Source organism: Acinetobacter sp. PFS20, assembly GCF_052261015.1.
Classification (GTDB): domain Bacteria; phylum Pseudomonadota; class Gammaproteobacteria; order Pseudomonadales; family Moraxellaceae; genus Acinetobacter.
The window spans coordinates 726,414-742,168 of sequence record NZ_JBPVZE010000001.1 but is presented as its reverse complement, the minus strand read 5'-3'; the positions used below and the strand labels follow the sequence as shown (position 1 = coordinate 742,168).

11 protein-coding genes and 1 pseudogene are annotated in these 15,755 nt (G+C 39.7%); 7 read left to right on the top strand and 5 right to left on the bottom strand.

What is annotated here, in order from left to right:
• The first annotated feature begins 74 nt into the window (after window positions 1–74).
• From hutH to murI, 6 genes are all read left to right on the top strand, one after another.
• Window positions 75–1,613, top strand: coding sequence for a histidine ammonia-lyase (gene hutH / locus ACS125_RS03540; RefSeq protein ID WP_107880409.1), 1,539 nt, complete (start codon window positions 75–77; stop codon window positions 1,611–1,613).
• Window positions 1,614–1,677: 64 nt separating this feature from the next.
• Window positions 1,678–3,090 carry an amino acid permease gene (locus tag ACS125_RS03535; RefSeq protein WP_443270565.1) on the top strand — a complete coding sequence of 471 codons (1,413 nt, stop codon included), beginning with the start codon at window positions 1,678–1,680 and terminating at the stop codon, window positions 3,088–3,090.
• A 51-nt stretch (window positions 3,091–3,141) separates the two neighbouring features.
• A complete protein-coding gene (gene hutI, locus ACS125_RS03530) occupies window positions 3,142–4,347 on the top strand; it encodes an imidazolonepropionase (protein ID WP_443270563.1) in 1,206 nt (401 codons plus the stop codon).
• 10 nt (window positions 4,348–4,357) lie between these two features.
• Window positions 4,358–5,278: a formimidoylglutamase gene (hutG, locus tag ACS125_RS03525; protein WP_144732467.1), complete on the top strand. Its 921-nt coding sequence runs from the start codon at window positions 4,358–4,360 to the stop codon at window positions 5,276–5,278.
• A gap of 252 nt (window positions 5,279–5,530) precedes the next feature.
• Entirely contained in the window at window positions 5,531–7,357 is a 1,827-nt protein-coding gene (locus tag ACS125_RS03520) for a DUF885 domain-containing protein (RefSeq protein ID WP_443270560.1), read from the top strand.
• A gap of 115 nt (window positions 7,358–7,472) precedes the next feature.
• On the top strand, window positions 7,473–8,273 hold the full coding sequence (gene murI / locus ACS125_RS03515) for a glutamate racemase (protein ID WP_443270558.1): 801 nt from the start codon (window positions 7,473–7,475) through the stop codon (window positions 8,271–8,273).
• A 61-nt stretch (window positions 8,274–8,334) separates the two neighbouring features.
• Here murI and ACS125_RS03510 read toward each other — a convergent pair whose 3' ends face one another.
• The gene (locus tag ACS125_RS03510; RefSeq protein WP_443270556.1) at window positions 8,335–9,546 is read right to left on the bottom strand and encodes a hypothetical protein; all 1,212 of its coding nucleotides are present in this window, start codon (window positions 9,544–9,546) and stop codon (window positions 8,335–8,337) included.
• Between the two features lie 1,038 nt (window positions 9,547–10,584).
• Between ACS125_RS03510 and ACS125_RS03505 the strand changes: the two are divergent.
• A pseudogene (locus ACS125_RS03505) lies at window positions 10,585–10,879 on the top strand (hypothetical protein).
• A 223-nt stretch (window positions 10,880–11,102) separates the two neighbouring features.
• Here ACS125_RS03505 and glmS read toward each other — a convergent pair.
• Genes glmS through thiL form a run of 4 tightly spaced genes read right to left on the bottom strand, consistent with a single transcriptional unit; the run spans window position 11,103 to window position 15,745 of the window.
• A complete protein-coding gene (glmS, locus tag ACS125_RS03500; protein WP_174731887.1) occupies window positions 11,103–12,941 on the bottom strand; it encodes a glutamine--fructose-6-phosphate transaminase (isomerizing) in 1,839 nt (612 codons plus the stop codon).
• 12 nt (window positions 12,942–12,953) lie between these two features.
• Window positions 12,954–14,318 carry a bifunctional UDP-N-acetylglucosamine diphosphorylase/glucosamine-1-phosphate N-acetyltransferase GlmU gene (gene glmU / locus ACS125_RS03495; protein ID WP_004790147.1) on the bottom strand — a complete coding sequence of 455 codons (1,365 nt, stop codon included), beginning with the start codon at window positions 14,316–14,318 and terminating at the stop codon, window positions 12,954–12,956.
• A 16-nt stretch (window positions 14,319–14,334) separates the two neighbouring features.
• Window positions 14,335–14,850, bottom strand: coding sequence for a phosphatidylglycerophosphatase A family protein (locus ACS125_RS03490; RefSeq protein WP_151963725.1), 516 nt, complete (start codon window positions 14,848–14,850; stop codon window positions 14,335–14,337).
• Complete coding sequence (gene thiL, locus ACS125_RS03485) at window positions 14,828–15,745, bottom strand: thiamine-phosphate kinase (RefSeq protein WP_443270553.1); 918 nt, start codon at window positions 15,743–15,745, stop codon at window positions 14,828–14,830. Before thiL ends, ACS125_RS03490 begins: the two co-directional genes overlap by 23 nt.
• Between the last annotated feature and the right edge of the window lie 10 nt (window positions 15,746–15,755).

Here is a 15,755-nt window from a genome sequence, read left to right as displayed (position 1 = left end):
AACTGGCGGTGCTTTTTGCAATTGTGAAAAGCACTGTCTCAGCAGAATATAGTGCAAAAAATTAGGAAGCCAACATGGAATTACTGATCCAACCGGGAAAATTAACCTTAGCTGATTTACGTCAAGCTTACCTCAACCCGATTAAAGTTAAGTTAGATGAAAGTGCGTCAGCTGCAATCAACGCAAGCGTGGCTTGTGTAGAACAGATTGTAAATGAGGGACGTACAGCTTACGGCATTAACACAGGTTTTGGTTTACTTGCTTCAACCAAGATTGCTCCTGAAGATTTAGAACAATTACAGCGTTCGTTAGTTCTTTCGCATGCGGCAGGTGTAGGTGAAGCACTTGATGATGCAATGGTTCGTTTAATTATTCTATTGAAAGCAAATAGCTTGGCACGTGGCTTCTCAGGTATTCGCCGTAAAGTGATTGATGCTTTGTTGGCTTTAATTAATGCTGAAGTTTATCCGCACATTCCTCTTAAAGGTTCAGTAGGCGCTTCAGGTGACTTGGCACCACTTGCACATATGTCATTGATTTTGCTAGGTGAAAGTAAGGCGCGTTATAAAGGTGAATGGTTGCCAGCAGTTGAAGCTTTAAAAATTGCAGGTTTAGAGCCAATTTCTTTAGCTGCTAAAGAAGGCTTGGCACTTCTAAATGGTACACAAGTTTCGACCGCTTATGCTTTACGTGGCTTGTTTGAAGCTGAAGATTTATTTGCTGCTGCGACAGTTTGTGGTGGCTTAAGTGTTGAAGCAATGCTGGGTTCACGCTCACCGTTTGATGCTCGTATTCATGAAGTACGTGGTCAACGTGGTCAAATTGATGTTGCTGCGGCTTATCGCGATTTATTGACAGATTCGAGTGAAATTGCACATTCACACGAAGACTGTAGCAAAGTTCAAGATCCGTATTCTTTACGTTGCCAACCACAGGTGATGGGTGCATGTTTAACTCAAATCCGTCAGGCTGCTGAAGTTTTAGAAATTGAAGCAAATGCTGTATCTGATAATCCACTTGTTTTTGCAGAACAAGGTGATGTGATTTCTGGTGGTAACTTCCATGCAGAACCTGTAGCAATGGCGGCAGATAATTTAGCATTGGCAATCGCAGAAATTGGTTCACTTTCAGAACGTCGTATTTCGATGATGATGGACCGTCACATGTCACAGCTTCCACCGTTCTTGGTTGCAAATGGTGGCGTGAACTCAGGTTTCATGATTGCTCAAGTTACAGCAGCAGCTCTTGCGAGTGATAACAAAGCACTTGCACATCCAGCGAGTGTTGATAGTTTGCCAACTTCAGCGAATCAGGAAGACCATGTATCAATGGCTCCGAATGCAGGTAAACGTCTTTGGCCAATGGCTGATAACGTCCGTGGCATTTTAGCTGTCGAATGGTTAGGCGCTTGTCAGGGTCTAGACTTCCGTGAAGGCTTAAAAAGCTCGCCTAAACTTGAACAAGCTCGTAAAATCTTGCGCGATCAAGTTCCTTACTACAGTGAAGACCGTTTCTTTGCTCCTGATATTGAACAAGCAAGTGAATTACTTTCGAGTGGCTGCTTAAACAAGTTACTTATTCCAAAACTACTCCCTAGTTTATCTGAAGTGTGATTGATAAAACGGTCACATGGAGTGGCCGAATCTAACTAAATTTCCTCAAGGATTGGAGATTATAATGTCACAAAACTCCACACTACAGCGGGGATTGAACACCCGCCATATTCGTTTCTTGGCATTGGGCTCAGCAATTGGAACTGGGCTTTTCTATGGTTCGGCAACTGCTATTAAAATGGCGGGGCCTTCAGTTTTACTCGCGTATATCGTTGCAGGGATTGCAATTTATATCGTTATGCGCGCACTGGGTGAAATGGCTGTCCATAACCCAGTATCCGGTTCATTTAGCCACTATGCATCACAATACATTAGTCCTTTGGCAGGTTTCACTACGGGCTGGACGTATGTGTTTGAAATGGTGATTGTCGCGATTGCCGATGTCACCGCTTTTGGTATTTATATGGGGTTCTGGTATCCCGATGTACCACGGTGGATCTGGATTTTATCTCTGATTATGTTCTTGGGTGCCATTAACCTAATTCACGTTAAAGTCTTTGGTGAACTCGAATTCTGGCTTTCCATCATTAAAGTCAGTGCCATTGTTGCCATGATTTTAGGTGGAATAGGCTTAATGTTCTATGGCTTCCATGCTGACCATAGCAGTGTAGTACCGGGTATTTCGAACTTATGGATTTATGATGGCTTTATGCCGCATGGCATTGCAGGCTTAGTTGCATGTTTATCTGTAGTTGTATTTGCTTTCGGTGGTATCGAAATTATCGGTTTAACTGCTGGCGAATCACAAGACCCTAAAACCACTTTGCCAAAAGCAATTAATGCTGTTCCAGTACGTATTTTACTTTTCTATGTACTGACCATTTTTGTTTTGATGTCGATTTTCCCATGGAATCAAATTGGTAGCCAAGGTAGCCCATTCGTACAAATTTTTGAAAATTTAGGCATTAAATCTGCCGCGAATATTCTAAATATTGTGGTGGTGACTGCTGCAATTTCAGCAATTAATAGTGATGTATTTGGTGCTGGCCGTATGCTTTACGGTATGGCAAACCGTGGTCAAGCACCGAAAATTTTCCAAAAGTTATCGCGTAATGGTGTGCCTTGGATGACTGTTGTGGTTATGGCTGGTGTGCTGTTAATTGGTGTGGTGTTGAACTACCTAATTCCTGAAAATGTATTCATGATCATTGCATCAATTGCCACTTTTGCAACGGTTTGGGTATGGCTCATGATTTTGCTTTCGCAAGTTGCGATGCGCCGTAAATTATCTACTGCTGAAATTAAGGCACTTGATTTCCCTGTATGGGGTTGGCCAGTTGCACCTGCGTTCGCGATTGGTTTTATGGTGTTCATTTTAGTCATGATGGGTTATTTCCCTGATTCACGTCCTGCAATTTATGTCGGAATAGCATGGCTTGCACTCTTAACTATTGCTTATCGCATATGGGTAAAACCACAGCAAAACTTGGGAAAGGAAAGTAATCCTATCCAGCAAAATGTTGAGATAGAAAGCTAACAAATGAACTGCCCAATGGTTTCACTATTGGGCAGTTTTGAGGAAAGGCTCATGAAAAAACTTTGGCAGAATTGCCACATTGCGACCATGCAAAATGGGCAATACTCCTACATTGAAGATGCTGCAATTGTCACAGAAGGGCATCTCATTCAATGGATTGGAAAACAACAACAACTTCCTACCGACACATATTCCGAAACAGTTGATTTAAACGGCGCTTGGGTGACCCCAGGGTTTATCGACTGCCATACGCATAGTGTATTTGGTGGCAACCGTAGCGTTGAGTTTGAAAAACGCTTGCAAGGTGTAAGTTATGCTGAAATTGCAGCAAGCGGTGGTGGTATTGCCAGTACTGTACGTGCAACGCGTGAAGCCAGCGAAGAACAATTACTGAAATCAGCCCTTAAGCGTATTCGTTGCATGCAACAAGATGGTGTAACTACCATCGAGATTAAGTCTGGTTACGGACTCAACTATGAAAATGAACGCAAAATGCTGCGTGTGATCCGTCAAATTGGTGAAAAATTACCGATGACGGTTAAAAGCACTTGCTTGGCTGCTCATGCTTTACCGCCAGAGTACAAAGATCAAAGCGATGCTTATATTGAGCATATCTGTACAGAAATGCTGCCTAAACTGCATGCTGAAGGCTTAGTCGATGCAGTTGATGCGTTCTGCGAGCATTTAGCCTTTTCACCAGCTCAGGTTGAGCGTGTTTTTAAAACGGCACAATCATTGGGTTTACCCGTTAAGCTGCATGCTGAACAGCTCTCATCGCTAGGTGGCTCAAGTTTGGCAGCACGTTATCATGCTTTGTCGGCTGACCATTTAGAGTACATGACCGAAGATGATGTCAAAGCAATGGCAGAGTCGGGTACGGTTGCTGTGTTACTACCGGGCGCCTTTTATCTATTACGTGAAACACAATATCCACCGATTGAAAGCCTCATTAAACATGGCGTGCGTATTGCGCTATCGAGTGATTTAAATCCGGGCACATCTCCAGCACTTTCTTTACGTTTAATGCTGAATATGGGCAGTACGCTATTCCGCTTAACACCAGAGCAGGCATTGGCTGGTGTCACCATTCATGCCGCACAAGCACTCGGTTTAGAGCAAACGCACGGTAGTTTGGAGCAGGGTAAAGTCGCTGACTTTGTCGCTTGGGATATTGAGCATCCATCTGAAATTGTTTACTGGCTGGGCGGAGATTTGCCTAAGCGAGTCGTTCAGCATGGACAAGAAGTTATTTTTTAAACGGTGTCACATGAATCACACATTTAAATGGCAAGGTCGCCATGATGGCGAGGGTGAAGCACACCAACGTATTCACCATATTATGAATAAAACCCAACATGCTGAATTTGCGTTGATTGGTTTTAGCTCGGATGAAGGCGTGAAACGTAATAAAGGCCGAGTCGGTGCTGCCGATGCGCCAGATGCAATCCGTAATCAGCTTGCCAATTTACCTATTCATCGTCCAGTCAGTATTGTCGATTTGGGTACAGTGACCTGCGAATATGACAATTTAGAGCAAGCCCAAACTGAGTTGGCGGAGCAAGTCGCAACTAGCCTACAAAATGGTTTAAAACCGATTGTACTTGGTGGTGGACATGAAGTTGCATTTGGCAGCTTTAGCGGTTTGTTTCAATATGTACAAGCCCACGCGCCAGATAAAAAAATAGGCATTATTAATTTCGATGCCCATTTTGATTTGCGTGAAGCAGAGCATGCCACCTCTGGAACACCTTTTTTACAAGCAGCAAGGCTTTCAGAACAACATCAAAAACAATTTAATTATTTATGTATTGGGGTTGCCAACCATGCCAATACTAAAGTTTTGTTTGATACAGCCGATGCTCTAAATTGTTCATATTTACGCGATCATGAGGTTAATATTTTTAACCTAAACAACGTGCTTGCAGCGGTTGATGCTTTTATTGAAAAAGTCGACTGTTTGTACGTTACGATTGATTTAGATGTATTCACGGCTGCGGTTGCACCGGGAGTCAGTGCACCTGCTGTAAAAGGAATTGATTTAGCTACTTTTGAAGCAATTTTTAAGCATATTCAAGAGACTGGAAAAATCAAACTTTTAGATATTGCCGAGTGCAATCCAAAATTTGATTTAGACAATAGAACAGCAAAACTGGCTGCGTATATTGTTTATCAATATTTGTTTTCTTGAGAAACAATTTTTAATGTAGAAATAAAAAAGTGCACTGAGATCGCTCATGTGCTCTTTTTTTGACTTTCTGGTAAATTAAAGTCAGATTCGGAATAAAGATAGCAACTATAAATAATTTAATTAAAAAGAAAATTAATTTATAAAATCATTGAGTTAAAAAATACTCGATTTTTACACCATTTTATATGCTGCTTGGCACGTAATTTGTTTTGTCTATATTTTAAACTTTGTTAAATATTTCTGGATAATTAAATGAAAAACAGAACCTTACATTTTGCTTGTATCAGTGTTTTATTTTGGATGTCTCATTCTTCTGATGCTGCAAGCCCCGAAATAAATACAAATACCATCGAAAAATCACAATCTAAACCAAATAGTAATGTCTCTGTTCGGGTGAGCGCTTTAAACCAGCTTTTACAAGAACAGTGGGAATATACTTTGAAAAATAATCCTGAAACTGCAACGACTTTAGGAGATTTACGCTACAACGATCGATGGACCGAGGTTTCAAAAAATCAGATTGAGAAAGATAAAAAAACTACTCAAAATTTTTTAAAACGTTTTGAAGCGATTGATAGCACAGGATTTTCAGCAACTGATCAATTAAATAAAGACTTAATGATTTATCAGTTGAAAGAGACACTCAAAAGTTATGATTTGAAACTCTATGAGATGCCTTTCAATCAAATGTGGGGGCTACATTTACAATTTCCGGGATTTATTAGTTCGATTCCATTTAACAATGCTAAACAATATCAAGACTATATTGCTCGTTTAAAACAAATTCCTCTTATTCTTGATCAAGGTATTCAGTTAGCAAAACAAGGACAAAAAGATGGTTTGATACCACCGAAATATTTACTTGAAAAAGTGGCAAAGCAGGTTGATAGCATTGCAACTCCAGCAGGAAAGGACAGTGTGTTTGCTTCTCCATTAAAACAATTTCCAAAAAACATTTCGAAAGCAGAACAAGAGCGTTTAAGCCGTGAAATACTACAGGCCATAGATCAGAATGTTCGCCCTGCTTATCAAAAACTCGGTACGTTTATTCAGAAAGATTACCTACCTTATGGACGACAGCACGAGGGTATATGGAGCTTGCCAAACGGTGACGAGCTCTATCGTTTTTATGTAGAAAACAATACGACAACCTCGGAAAGCCCTGAAACTATTCATCAGCTTGGGTTAAAAGAAGTTGCTCGTATTGAAGCGGAAATGCTGAAAATTGCTAAAGCACAAGGTTTCAATGACTTAAAAAGTTTCCAACAATCCTTAAAAACAAACCCTACGGTTTTCCCCAAATCTCGTGAAGAAATTTTAGAGATTTATCGCGGATATATTGCCCAAATGCAACCAGAATTACCGAAGCTATTTGGTTTATTACCCAAAAATAAAGTCGAAGTTTTGCCTGTAGAGCAATATCGAGAAAAAGAAGCGGCAGGTGCGGAGTATCACCAAGGCACGCCTGATGGTTCACGTCCCGGACAGGTGTATGTAAATACTGGCGACTTCTCTGAACGTTCAAAAATATCAATGGAAGCGACCGCTTACCATGAGGCAATTCCCGGGCACCATATGCAGATTGATATTGCCCAAAACTTACCAAATTTGCCGATGTTCCGGAAGCAACCCAACCATACCGCCTATATTGAAGGGTGGGCACTTTACGCAGAGCAATTGGGTAAAGATGTTGGTTTCTATAAAGACCCGCTTTCAGACTATGGAAGACTATCGAGTGAGTTGTTCCGTGCTTGTCGTCTAGTGGTTGACACAGGTGTACATTATAAAAAGTGGACCCGTCAGCAAATGATTGATTTTATGCGTGAACACTCAGCTTTAGATGAACCAGATATTCAGGCAGAGACAGACCGCTATATTGCTATTCCTGCACAAGCATTAGCTTACAAGATGGGCCAACTCAAAATTTTAGAGCTACGGGAGCTCGCGAAACATGAGCTTGGAGACCGTTTTGATATCAAAGCGTTCCATGACATGATCTTAAATGCAGGAACATTGCCTTTAAATATATTGGATGCACGTATTAAAAATTGGATAAAGGAACAAAAAGCGGCAGCTTAAAATAAAATTCGAAATTTAGGTCAGGTCCTCATTGGGCCTGATTTAAAAACCGATAGAAAACATAATATAATAATGAAAAATATAGTTTCTTTTAGAATTTTAAATTGGAAAAATAATGAACCAGAAGAATAACCCGATTGGAATGATTGACTCTGGTTTAGGCGGGTTGTCTCTCTTTAAGCATATTCGGCAGGCGCTTCCGAATGAAGATATTATTTATTTTGCTGACTCGAAACATGTTCCTTATGGCGACAAAGATAGTGACTGGATTGTTTCACGAACCACTCACTTAATCTCAAATCTTATAAATGACGGGAAGTGCAAAGCAATTGTGGTTGCTTGTAACACCATGACGGCTGTAGCGATTGAAACGATTAGAGCACAAATTAGTGTTCCACTTATTGCCATAGAACCAGCGGTAAAACCTGCTGTAGCCATCACACAAAGCAAGCATATTGCTGTTTTGGCAACTGCCACCACGGTGAGGGGTAAAAACTTAAAAAGTTTAATTGAAACGTATGCGCAAGATATTAAAGTGTCTTTGGTGCCTTGTATTGGCTTAGCCGAAAAAATTGAAACAGGTAAAGCGCATACAGCGGAAGTTAAGGATTATTTAAAAAATATTTTGGCGCCGCTGGTCGAGCAAAAAGTTGATACGATTATTTTGGGATGCACACACTATCCATTTGTTTCAGCTACGATTCAAGAAATTGTTGGTCGTGATATCCAAATTATTGAGCCTTCGGAAGCAGTTACCGCACATTTAATGCGCCAATTAAATAGATATGATTTAAGTTCTGAAAGTCCAAATGAGGGAAATCATATTATTTGGACCAGTTCAGACCCGTTGGAAGTTGCAGACGTTAGTTTTTCTTTGTTAGGTAAGCATTTACCAGTAAAAGATATCGCAATATAAACTTCATCAGGATGGTAAGAGAGCTTTCTCTTACCATCTTATGTTCTAGCTCAAATTAAGCTTATTTCAATTCCCAACGCTGTTTTGGGTCATTAGATCGTTGACTAATACCTACAGATGAACCCCAGAGATGTGTCAGTACAGCATCTGGTTGGCCTTCTACAAAGATATAACCATCTTCAAATGCCCAGTTAGTTTGGTACTGGCGGCCTGCGCCTTGCAAGAAAACATTGCCACTATGCCAATTCACTGGTTTTATTTCTTTACCATTGGTACTGTTTAACGCTGTTTGCAATTGTTCAAAAGACTCATTTGATTTTAAGCTGACTTTTAAAATCTTTTTGACTGTCTCCATATTTTTTTCATTCGTATGTAAATCTAGTGCTTTTCTAAGCTCTAGAAGGACTTTTACGGCTTCTTTTTTGAGGTCTTGAGTATTTTCATATTCTTTATATGCTTTTGCATGAAGCTCCGCCATGCTCTCTTTCTTCATATTTTTTAGTAGAGCATCGATATTGTCATGGCGTAAATGCAATCGGAACTCTGATCTTGTAGTCCAATCTTTTTGATCCAAGACATCTAATTGTACAGAGGCAAGAATGATCTTATAGATTTGTTCATTCTGCTGAGCGAAAGGATTTTCAGGCAAACCTTTAAGTTCAGGAATATCTAAAAAGAGCCAAGGAGAGGCAGCATATTCATAGAACTTTTGTTCGATGCGACGAATTGACTCATGAGCGAGTACAGCATTTAAATATTCGTTCAGCTTAGTCTCATCGAGTTTACCAACAAGTTCCGATTTAATCGTTTCTTCGCCGTTACTATAAATAAATGTCTGTAATAAATGAACAATATCAAGACAATCACTGGTTTTTAAGTGGGCGATTGTTTCTTCATCTTGCTTTGGTAAAAGACTAAGGAAATGCTCTAAGTCTTTATCAAATAATTTATATGCAATCGCATCTGTTTCAACATGAGCACCGAGCACCCAACTAGAACGGATATCTTTAACTTTGTTATAAAGCTTATTTTCTCGACCACTGCGATAGTCTTGGCTGTCAAAATACCAAAGTTCTTCGTCTATATTTTTAACCTTGTCATGTACCGTAAAGAGTCGGTCATTTGTATGAGAATAGGCTAACTGACCCGTTTCACCACGTGCAGTTACAGCATCTTGTAAGCCATGGGTTTGTCCACCATATGCGCTTGCGATACACGCACCTGTTTCTTTGTTAACGATTCTAAAGTTTCCACCTGGAAATCCATTAGCCATGACGAGTTGCTCCTTATAATTAGAAAGTTTTTGTAATAGTCGAAATTTATAGTTATTAGGCAAATTTCGAAGCGTGATTTATACCATAATTTTTCACATATAAATCCAAGTGTTTTTGTTGGTTTTTGTATATAACATATTGATTTAGTTGTATTTATTAGAATATCTTAAGAAGAAGATACCACTATTTTCTAAAGTTTCATGAACGTAATAAAAAAGTCCAGTATGTATTTCAAAGACATATCAGGCTTTTTAATAGATGAGTTATCAAAACAAAGGTGACTTTCATAACACGATATTTTTAAATTATTCTACAGTTACTGACTTAGCCAAGTTACATGATCGGGCAACATCTTTCTATTATATTTATATAGACTGTTAAATTATAATTAACGATTAATCTATTTTATTAACTAAATATATATAACCTAAGTTTATATTTTAAATTTAATTAAAAGCCATAAATACAATAAAGAGAATAATATTATTTAAACATTAATTAAATTATTATATTTAAACTTTTTTATTAAAATAAATTGACGTTCTTTATTATACCGATTATTATTTTGTTGCTGGCCTACATTGCCAGTCGGTTTTGACAGACCGTGTCTAGCGTGTCGGGTTATACTTTCTAAGTATTTCCCGTGTGGAACCTTTGTGCCCCCTTTTTCTCTATGGTAGGGCGGAAGGGGGACGCGTACGCGCGTGCTGATCGCTAGGCTCAGTCTGTCAACCCTCTTTCGTTCTGCCACCCTAATCAATTGACGGTGATTTGGTGGTAGGACTCCATTTTTAAGGAGTTGGCCATGCCATTATTCAAACTCATTTTCTCTCTCATTTAACTATTTTATTTATTTAAAATTTGGGTTTTCTATATCCTGATTTTTTAAATTTATAAATTATTTTTATTTTAAAATCTTAATTATTTTATTTTCCTATTTATATGGGAGGATTAATTATTATTTAAAAAATTATTTTAATATTTAAGCGAATAATATTTTTATTTTATTTAAAGATATAAATAATCATGAGAATAATATGAAACTTCATAAATTTATATTGTTTTTAAACCTTGTGGTCGGTGCTTACGGTATTACAAATGATGACGCCAATGCTCAGCAGGAATTTAAAAGAATTTGCTTGTCAGGTGAACACATGCAGGCCAGTTGCAATTGTATTTGCCAACAGCTTGCGCAGGTGTATTCACCTCAAACCGTACAACGTTTAAAACACACCAGTTTGCAAAGTCCTGTTCTCCCACAGGACTTTGCCCCTAACTTGTTCAGCAGCATTCAACGCTGCGACAAAACTCAAATGGGCTAAGTTCGCTTAGCTCCTTTATCTCTGTGTCGCAATGATCTCTCAAACTTTAAATCAGCGCAAAAGTAAAAGTCCGTTGTGGCACAGGGTCCAAGGGACTGTTCTCTATTCTTTCACGTAAAAGCGCTTGTGTAGCTGTATGAACGCAATAAAAAAGCCCGATATGCACTTACACATATCGGGCTTAATCAATCAGTTATTAAAGCAAGTGATGCCTTAATAATGATCTTTTTGAATTACTCTACAGTTACTGACTTCGCCAAGTTACGTGGCTGGTCAACGTCTGTACCACGTAATACAGCAACGTGATAAGACAACAACTGAACTGGTACGCTATAAACAATTGGAGCTAGCCATTCGTTTACTGCTGGAATATGTACAACGTGTTGACGATCTTTTTCATTGATTCCGCTATTTTCATCGGCGAAAACGAATAATTCACCACCACGTGCCTGAACTTCTTCCATATTTGATTTGAGCTTATCAAGCATTTCATCATTTGGAGCAAGAATCACGATCGGCATTTCACTATCAACGAGTGCTAATGGGCCGTGTTTTAACTCACCAGCTGCATAGCCTTCTGCATGAATATATGAAATTTCTTTTAGCTTTAATGCGCCTTCTAATGCGATTGGATAATTCGTACCACGGCCTAAGAATAAGCAGTGATTTTTTTCAACGAATAATTCAGACAAACGCAAAATTTCTGGATCATGTTTAAGCGTATCAAGAATAACTTTCGGGCTGTGCCATAGTTCACGTGTAATTTCTTCAAGAAGAGCAGGGCTAATACGTTGTTTCACTTGACCAATTTTCAAGATTAACAACATAAGCGCAGCGAGCTGAGTCGTGAACGCTTTAGTTGATGCAACACCAATTTCAGGACCAGCAAGAGTCAATAAGTGATGATCAGTTTCACGAACCATTGAAGACGTAGCAACGTTACAGATAGTCAAAGTCTGAATATCGATATTGTTTGCTTTCGCACGTTTTTGAGTTTCACGTAGTGCAGCTAATGTATCGGCTGTTTCACCTGACTGTGAAATACAAATATAAAGTGTATTTTCAACAATTACAGGGGTGCGATAGCGGAATTCACTCGCAATTTCAACTTGGCAAGGCACGCCAATCAGTTGTTCAAACCAATATTTCGCAATCATTCCTGAGTGGTAACTTGTACCACAAGCAATGATTTGTACGCTTTGAATTTTGTTGAAATCTGCATCAGCATTTTTCAAGAAATCATCACGTAAGCTATTGCCATCAAGCGCTTGAGAAATTGTTTGTTTGATTGCTTCTGGTTGCTCATAAATTTCTTTGAGCATGTAGTGTTTGTATTCACCTTTTGATGCACTGCTTACGGTTGCATCAAGCTCTCTTACCGGACGTTCAACGCGTTCGCCATTTGCAAATACTTCAATTGAAGTACGGGTAAGACGTGCAATATCACCTTCTTCTAGGTACATAAAGCGGTTTGTCACTGGTAAAAGTGCAAGTTGGTCTGAACTAATAAAGTTTTCACCAATACCTACGCCAATCACTAAAGGTGAACCTTCACGTACAGTAATGAGTTCATCTGGATAATCGCTGTGGATAATACCTAGCGCGTAAGCACCTTTAAGCTGAGGTACAACAGTTTCAACAGCATCTAAAAGGCTATCTGTGCTTTTTAGAGCTTCAGCAACTAAGTGTGCAACAACTTCAGTATCTGTTTGAGAAGTAAAAACATAACCTAACGCTTGAAGGTCATCTTTTAGCTCTTGGTAGTTCTCAATGATGCCGTTATGTACAACAGCAACCTTACCAGACATGTGTGGGTGAGCATTGTTTTCAGTTGGCTTACCATGGGTCGCCCAACGTGTATGCGCAATGCCGATAGCCCCTGTAAGTTGGTGTTCAGCAACTGCATCAGCAAGATTGATGACTTTACCTACACGGCGTTCACGTAAAATTTGTTGATTATTAAGTAAAGCAACGCCCGCAGAATCATAACCACGGTATTCAAGACGTTTTAAACCTTCAATTAAAATTTCGGTTACACAACGCTCTGCAACGCCTCCGACGATACCACACATACTTCAATCCTCTTATTTTTTAACCTTTTGGGGACGTTGATAATTTGCTTTTGAAATTTGTTGCGCACGTTCAAAGGAGAGACTTTGTTCGGCTACATCTTTCGTAATCACAGAACCCGCACCAACTGTTGCGCCATTCCCAATGGTCACCGGGGCAACCAGCGAGCTATTAGAACCGATAAAAACGGCATCGCCAATAGTGGTTTTGTGTTTATTTGCACCGTCATAATTACAAGTAATAGTACCTGCCCCAATATTCGATTCAGCACCGATTTCTGCATCACCTAAATAGGTGAAATGATTAGCTTTACTACCCAATCCAATCGTTGTGTTTTTAACTTCCACAAAATTGCCAATATGTACTTCATTTGCCAATTTAGCCCCTGGGCGTAAGCGTGCAAATGGTCCAATCTGAGCATTTTCACCTACAACTGCGCCATCAAAAACGCTATAGGCTTGAACTTTGGTGCCTGCTGCAATTTTGGTGTTCTTTAGAATACAGCCAGCGCCGATTTCTACAAAATCACCAAGCTCACATTCACCTTCAATAATAACATTGATGTCAATACGAACGTCTTGTCCAACTTTTACAGAGCCACGTAAATCAAAACGTGCAGGGTCAAAGAACATTACACCTTGCTGCATTAGCTTTTTGACTTGTTCTTGCTGGAACTGGCGTTCTAAAGCTGCAAGTTGTAAGCGGTCATTAACACCTTCAACTTCAAAAGCAAGCTCTGGTTCAACAGAGGCAACTTCTAAGCCATCTGCAATCGCCATTGCAACGATGTCAGTTAGGTAATATTCACCCTGTGCATTTTCATTTGAAAGTTTAGGCAACCACTCATGTAGTTTTGCATTGCTAACACAGTAAATACCTGTATTGAACTCTTTAATTTGGCGTTGTGCTTCGTTGGCATCTTTATGTTCAACAATGGCTTGAATTTTGCCATCTTGGCGCACAATACGGCCATAACCTGTTGCATCATCAACAGTGAGCGTAACTAAGCCAATTCCTGTCTGAGTCGATGCATCTAATAATTTTTGTAGCGTATTTGCATTAATGCATGGCACATCGCCTGATAAAATCAGTGAAACACCTTCTTTAGGAAGTACAGGCAAGGTCATTTGTACTGCATGACCTGTACCAAGTTGTTCTGCTTGCTCAACCCATTGAACATTTTCTTGAGCAAATGTTTGTTGTACGCGGTCACCACCATGACCATAAATCGTAATAATATTTTTAGCTTGTAATTGTTTTGCCGTTTGAATGACATGCCCTAATAGTGGGCGACCCGCTAAAGGTTGTAATACTTTAGGAAGCTGAGAACGCATACGCGTTCCTTTGCCAGCAGCAAGAATAATGACGGTAGTTGACATGTATAACTCTAATGATTTAACTCAAATGGATAATAATTAGTGTACAAAGAGCAGCCCATACACCGGCAATAATATCGTCAAGCATAATACCAAAACCACCATGCACTTGACGATCAATAACACGGATAGGCCAAGGTTTCCAAACATCGAAAATTCGAAATAATATGAAGCCGACGATCACCCACATCCAGTTCATTTGTTGTAAGTAAATGAGAGGAAGAAAGGTTATAGATTGCCCTGCAAATTCATCCCACACAATTCGACCATCATCGTGTACATTTATGACTTTTGCTGTTTGACCACAGATATAGATCCCGACCAAGGACATGATAATTATCGCGATTAAGCTTAAGTTAAATCCAAGCGATATCCAGATCGGAACGAAGAGTAGGGCAAAAGCAGAGCCAAAAGTACCAGGGGCTTTAGGTGCGAGACCAGATCCGAAACCAACTCCACAGAAAACAATGCAGCGGTTGAACCAAGACATGTCTTTAAAATGAATCGGCGGCTTATGCAAAGTGTTGGTATCCATGAATTTGCAATGGGTAATCCGAACCCAAATGCTCAAAAGTTAGTTGTGTTTGCTCAACGATCTGTCCGATCATTGTAATCTTAATGTCTAGTTGTTTTTGCAAAAGTTTTTCATAATTTTGCGGTGTTATTGTAAAACATAATTCGTAGTCATCACCACCAGCTAGCGCATATTGCCAACGCTGCTGTTCTGGTAGTTTCTCTAGCGTTGAATCAATCGGTAACTTTTCTAAAAATAACCGAGCACCGACCTTTGAAGCTTTTAAAATATGACCTAAATCTTGGGCTAATCCATCAGAAATATCAATCATGCTAGAAGCAAGACCCTTTAACTGTTGTCCGAGCTGACAACGTGGTGTCGGGTAGTCTAGTCTTTTTTGTAATGGATGACCTAGGTCTTGTAAACCATATGCTGCATCTCCAACTTGACCGCTTACACAAACATAGTCACCGACATTTGCGCCTGAACGTAACACGGCTTGTCCAGCTTCAATCCAACCCATAGCCGTCACGGTAATGGTCAGATGTGGACCTTGGGTCGTATCTCCACCAATGAGAGCAACACCAAATTGATTACAGCAGTCATAGATTCCCTGACTGAATCCTTCGAGCCATTCATGGTCAATGGTAGGTAGGCTTAACGCAAGTAAAATACTATGCGGTTTAGCACCCATGGCAGCAATATCTGAAAGATTGACAGCCACACTTTTCCAGCCAATTGCATGCGCTGAGGTATTAAGAGGAAAGTGACGACCAGCAACTAGCGTATCTGCACAGATCACCAATTGTTGATTTTGAGGAGGGGTGACTAAGGCTGAGTCATCTCCAATACCTAAGGTGACATCTGTATAAGATTGTCTGTTAAAGTATTGGTCAATAATAGAAAACTCAGCCATATCAACTTCA

Bases quoted from the DNA above. Each gene is read 5' to 3' on its own strand.
- murI (WP_443270558.1), top strand. From the start codon at position 7,473: ATGAACCAGAAGAATAACCCGATTGGAATGATTGACTCTGGTTTAGGC.
- ACS125_RS03520 (WP_443270560.1), top strand. From the start codon at position 5,531: ATGAAAAACAGAACCTTACATTTTGCTTGTATCAGTGTTTTATTTTGG.
- glmU (WP_004790147.1), bottom strand. From the start codon at position 14,318: ATGTCAACTACCGTCATTATTCTTGCTGCTGGCAAAGGAACGCGTATG.
- thiL (WP_443270553.1), bottom strand. From the start codon at position 15,745: ATGGCTGAGTTTTCTATTATTGACCAATACTTTAACAGACAATCTTAT.
- hutI (WP_443270563.1), top strand. From the start codon at position 3,142: ATGAAAAAACTTTGGCAGAATTGCCACATTGCGACCATGCAAAATGGG.
- hutH (WP_107880409.1), top strand. From the start codon at position 75: ATGGAATTACTGATCCAACCGGGAAAATTAACCTTAGCTGATTTACGT.
- ACS125_RS03510 (WP_443270556.1), bottom strand. From the start codon at position 9,546: ATGGCTAATGGATTTCCAGGTGGAAACTTTAGAATCGTTAACAAAGAA.
- hutG (WP_144732467.1), top strand. From the start codon at position 4,358: ATGAATCACACATTTAAATGGCAAGGTCGCCATGATGGCGAGGGTGAA.
- ACS125_RS03535 (WP_443270565.1), top strand. From the start codon at position 1,678: ATGTCACAAAACTCCACACTACAGCGGGGATTGAACACCCGCCATATT.
- glmS (WP_174731887.1), bottom strand. From the start codon at position 12,941: ATGTGTGGTATCGTCGGAGGCGTTGCAGAGCGTTGTGTAACCGAAATT.
- ACS125_RS03490 (WP_151963725.1), bottom strand. From the start codon at position 14,850: ATGGATACCAACACTTTGCATAAGCCGCCGATTCATTTTAAAGACATG.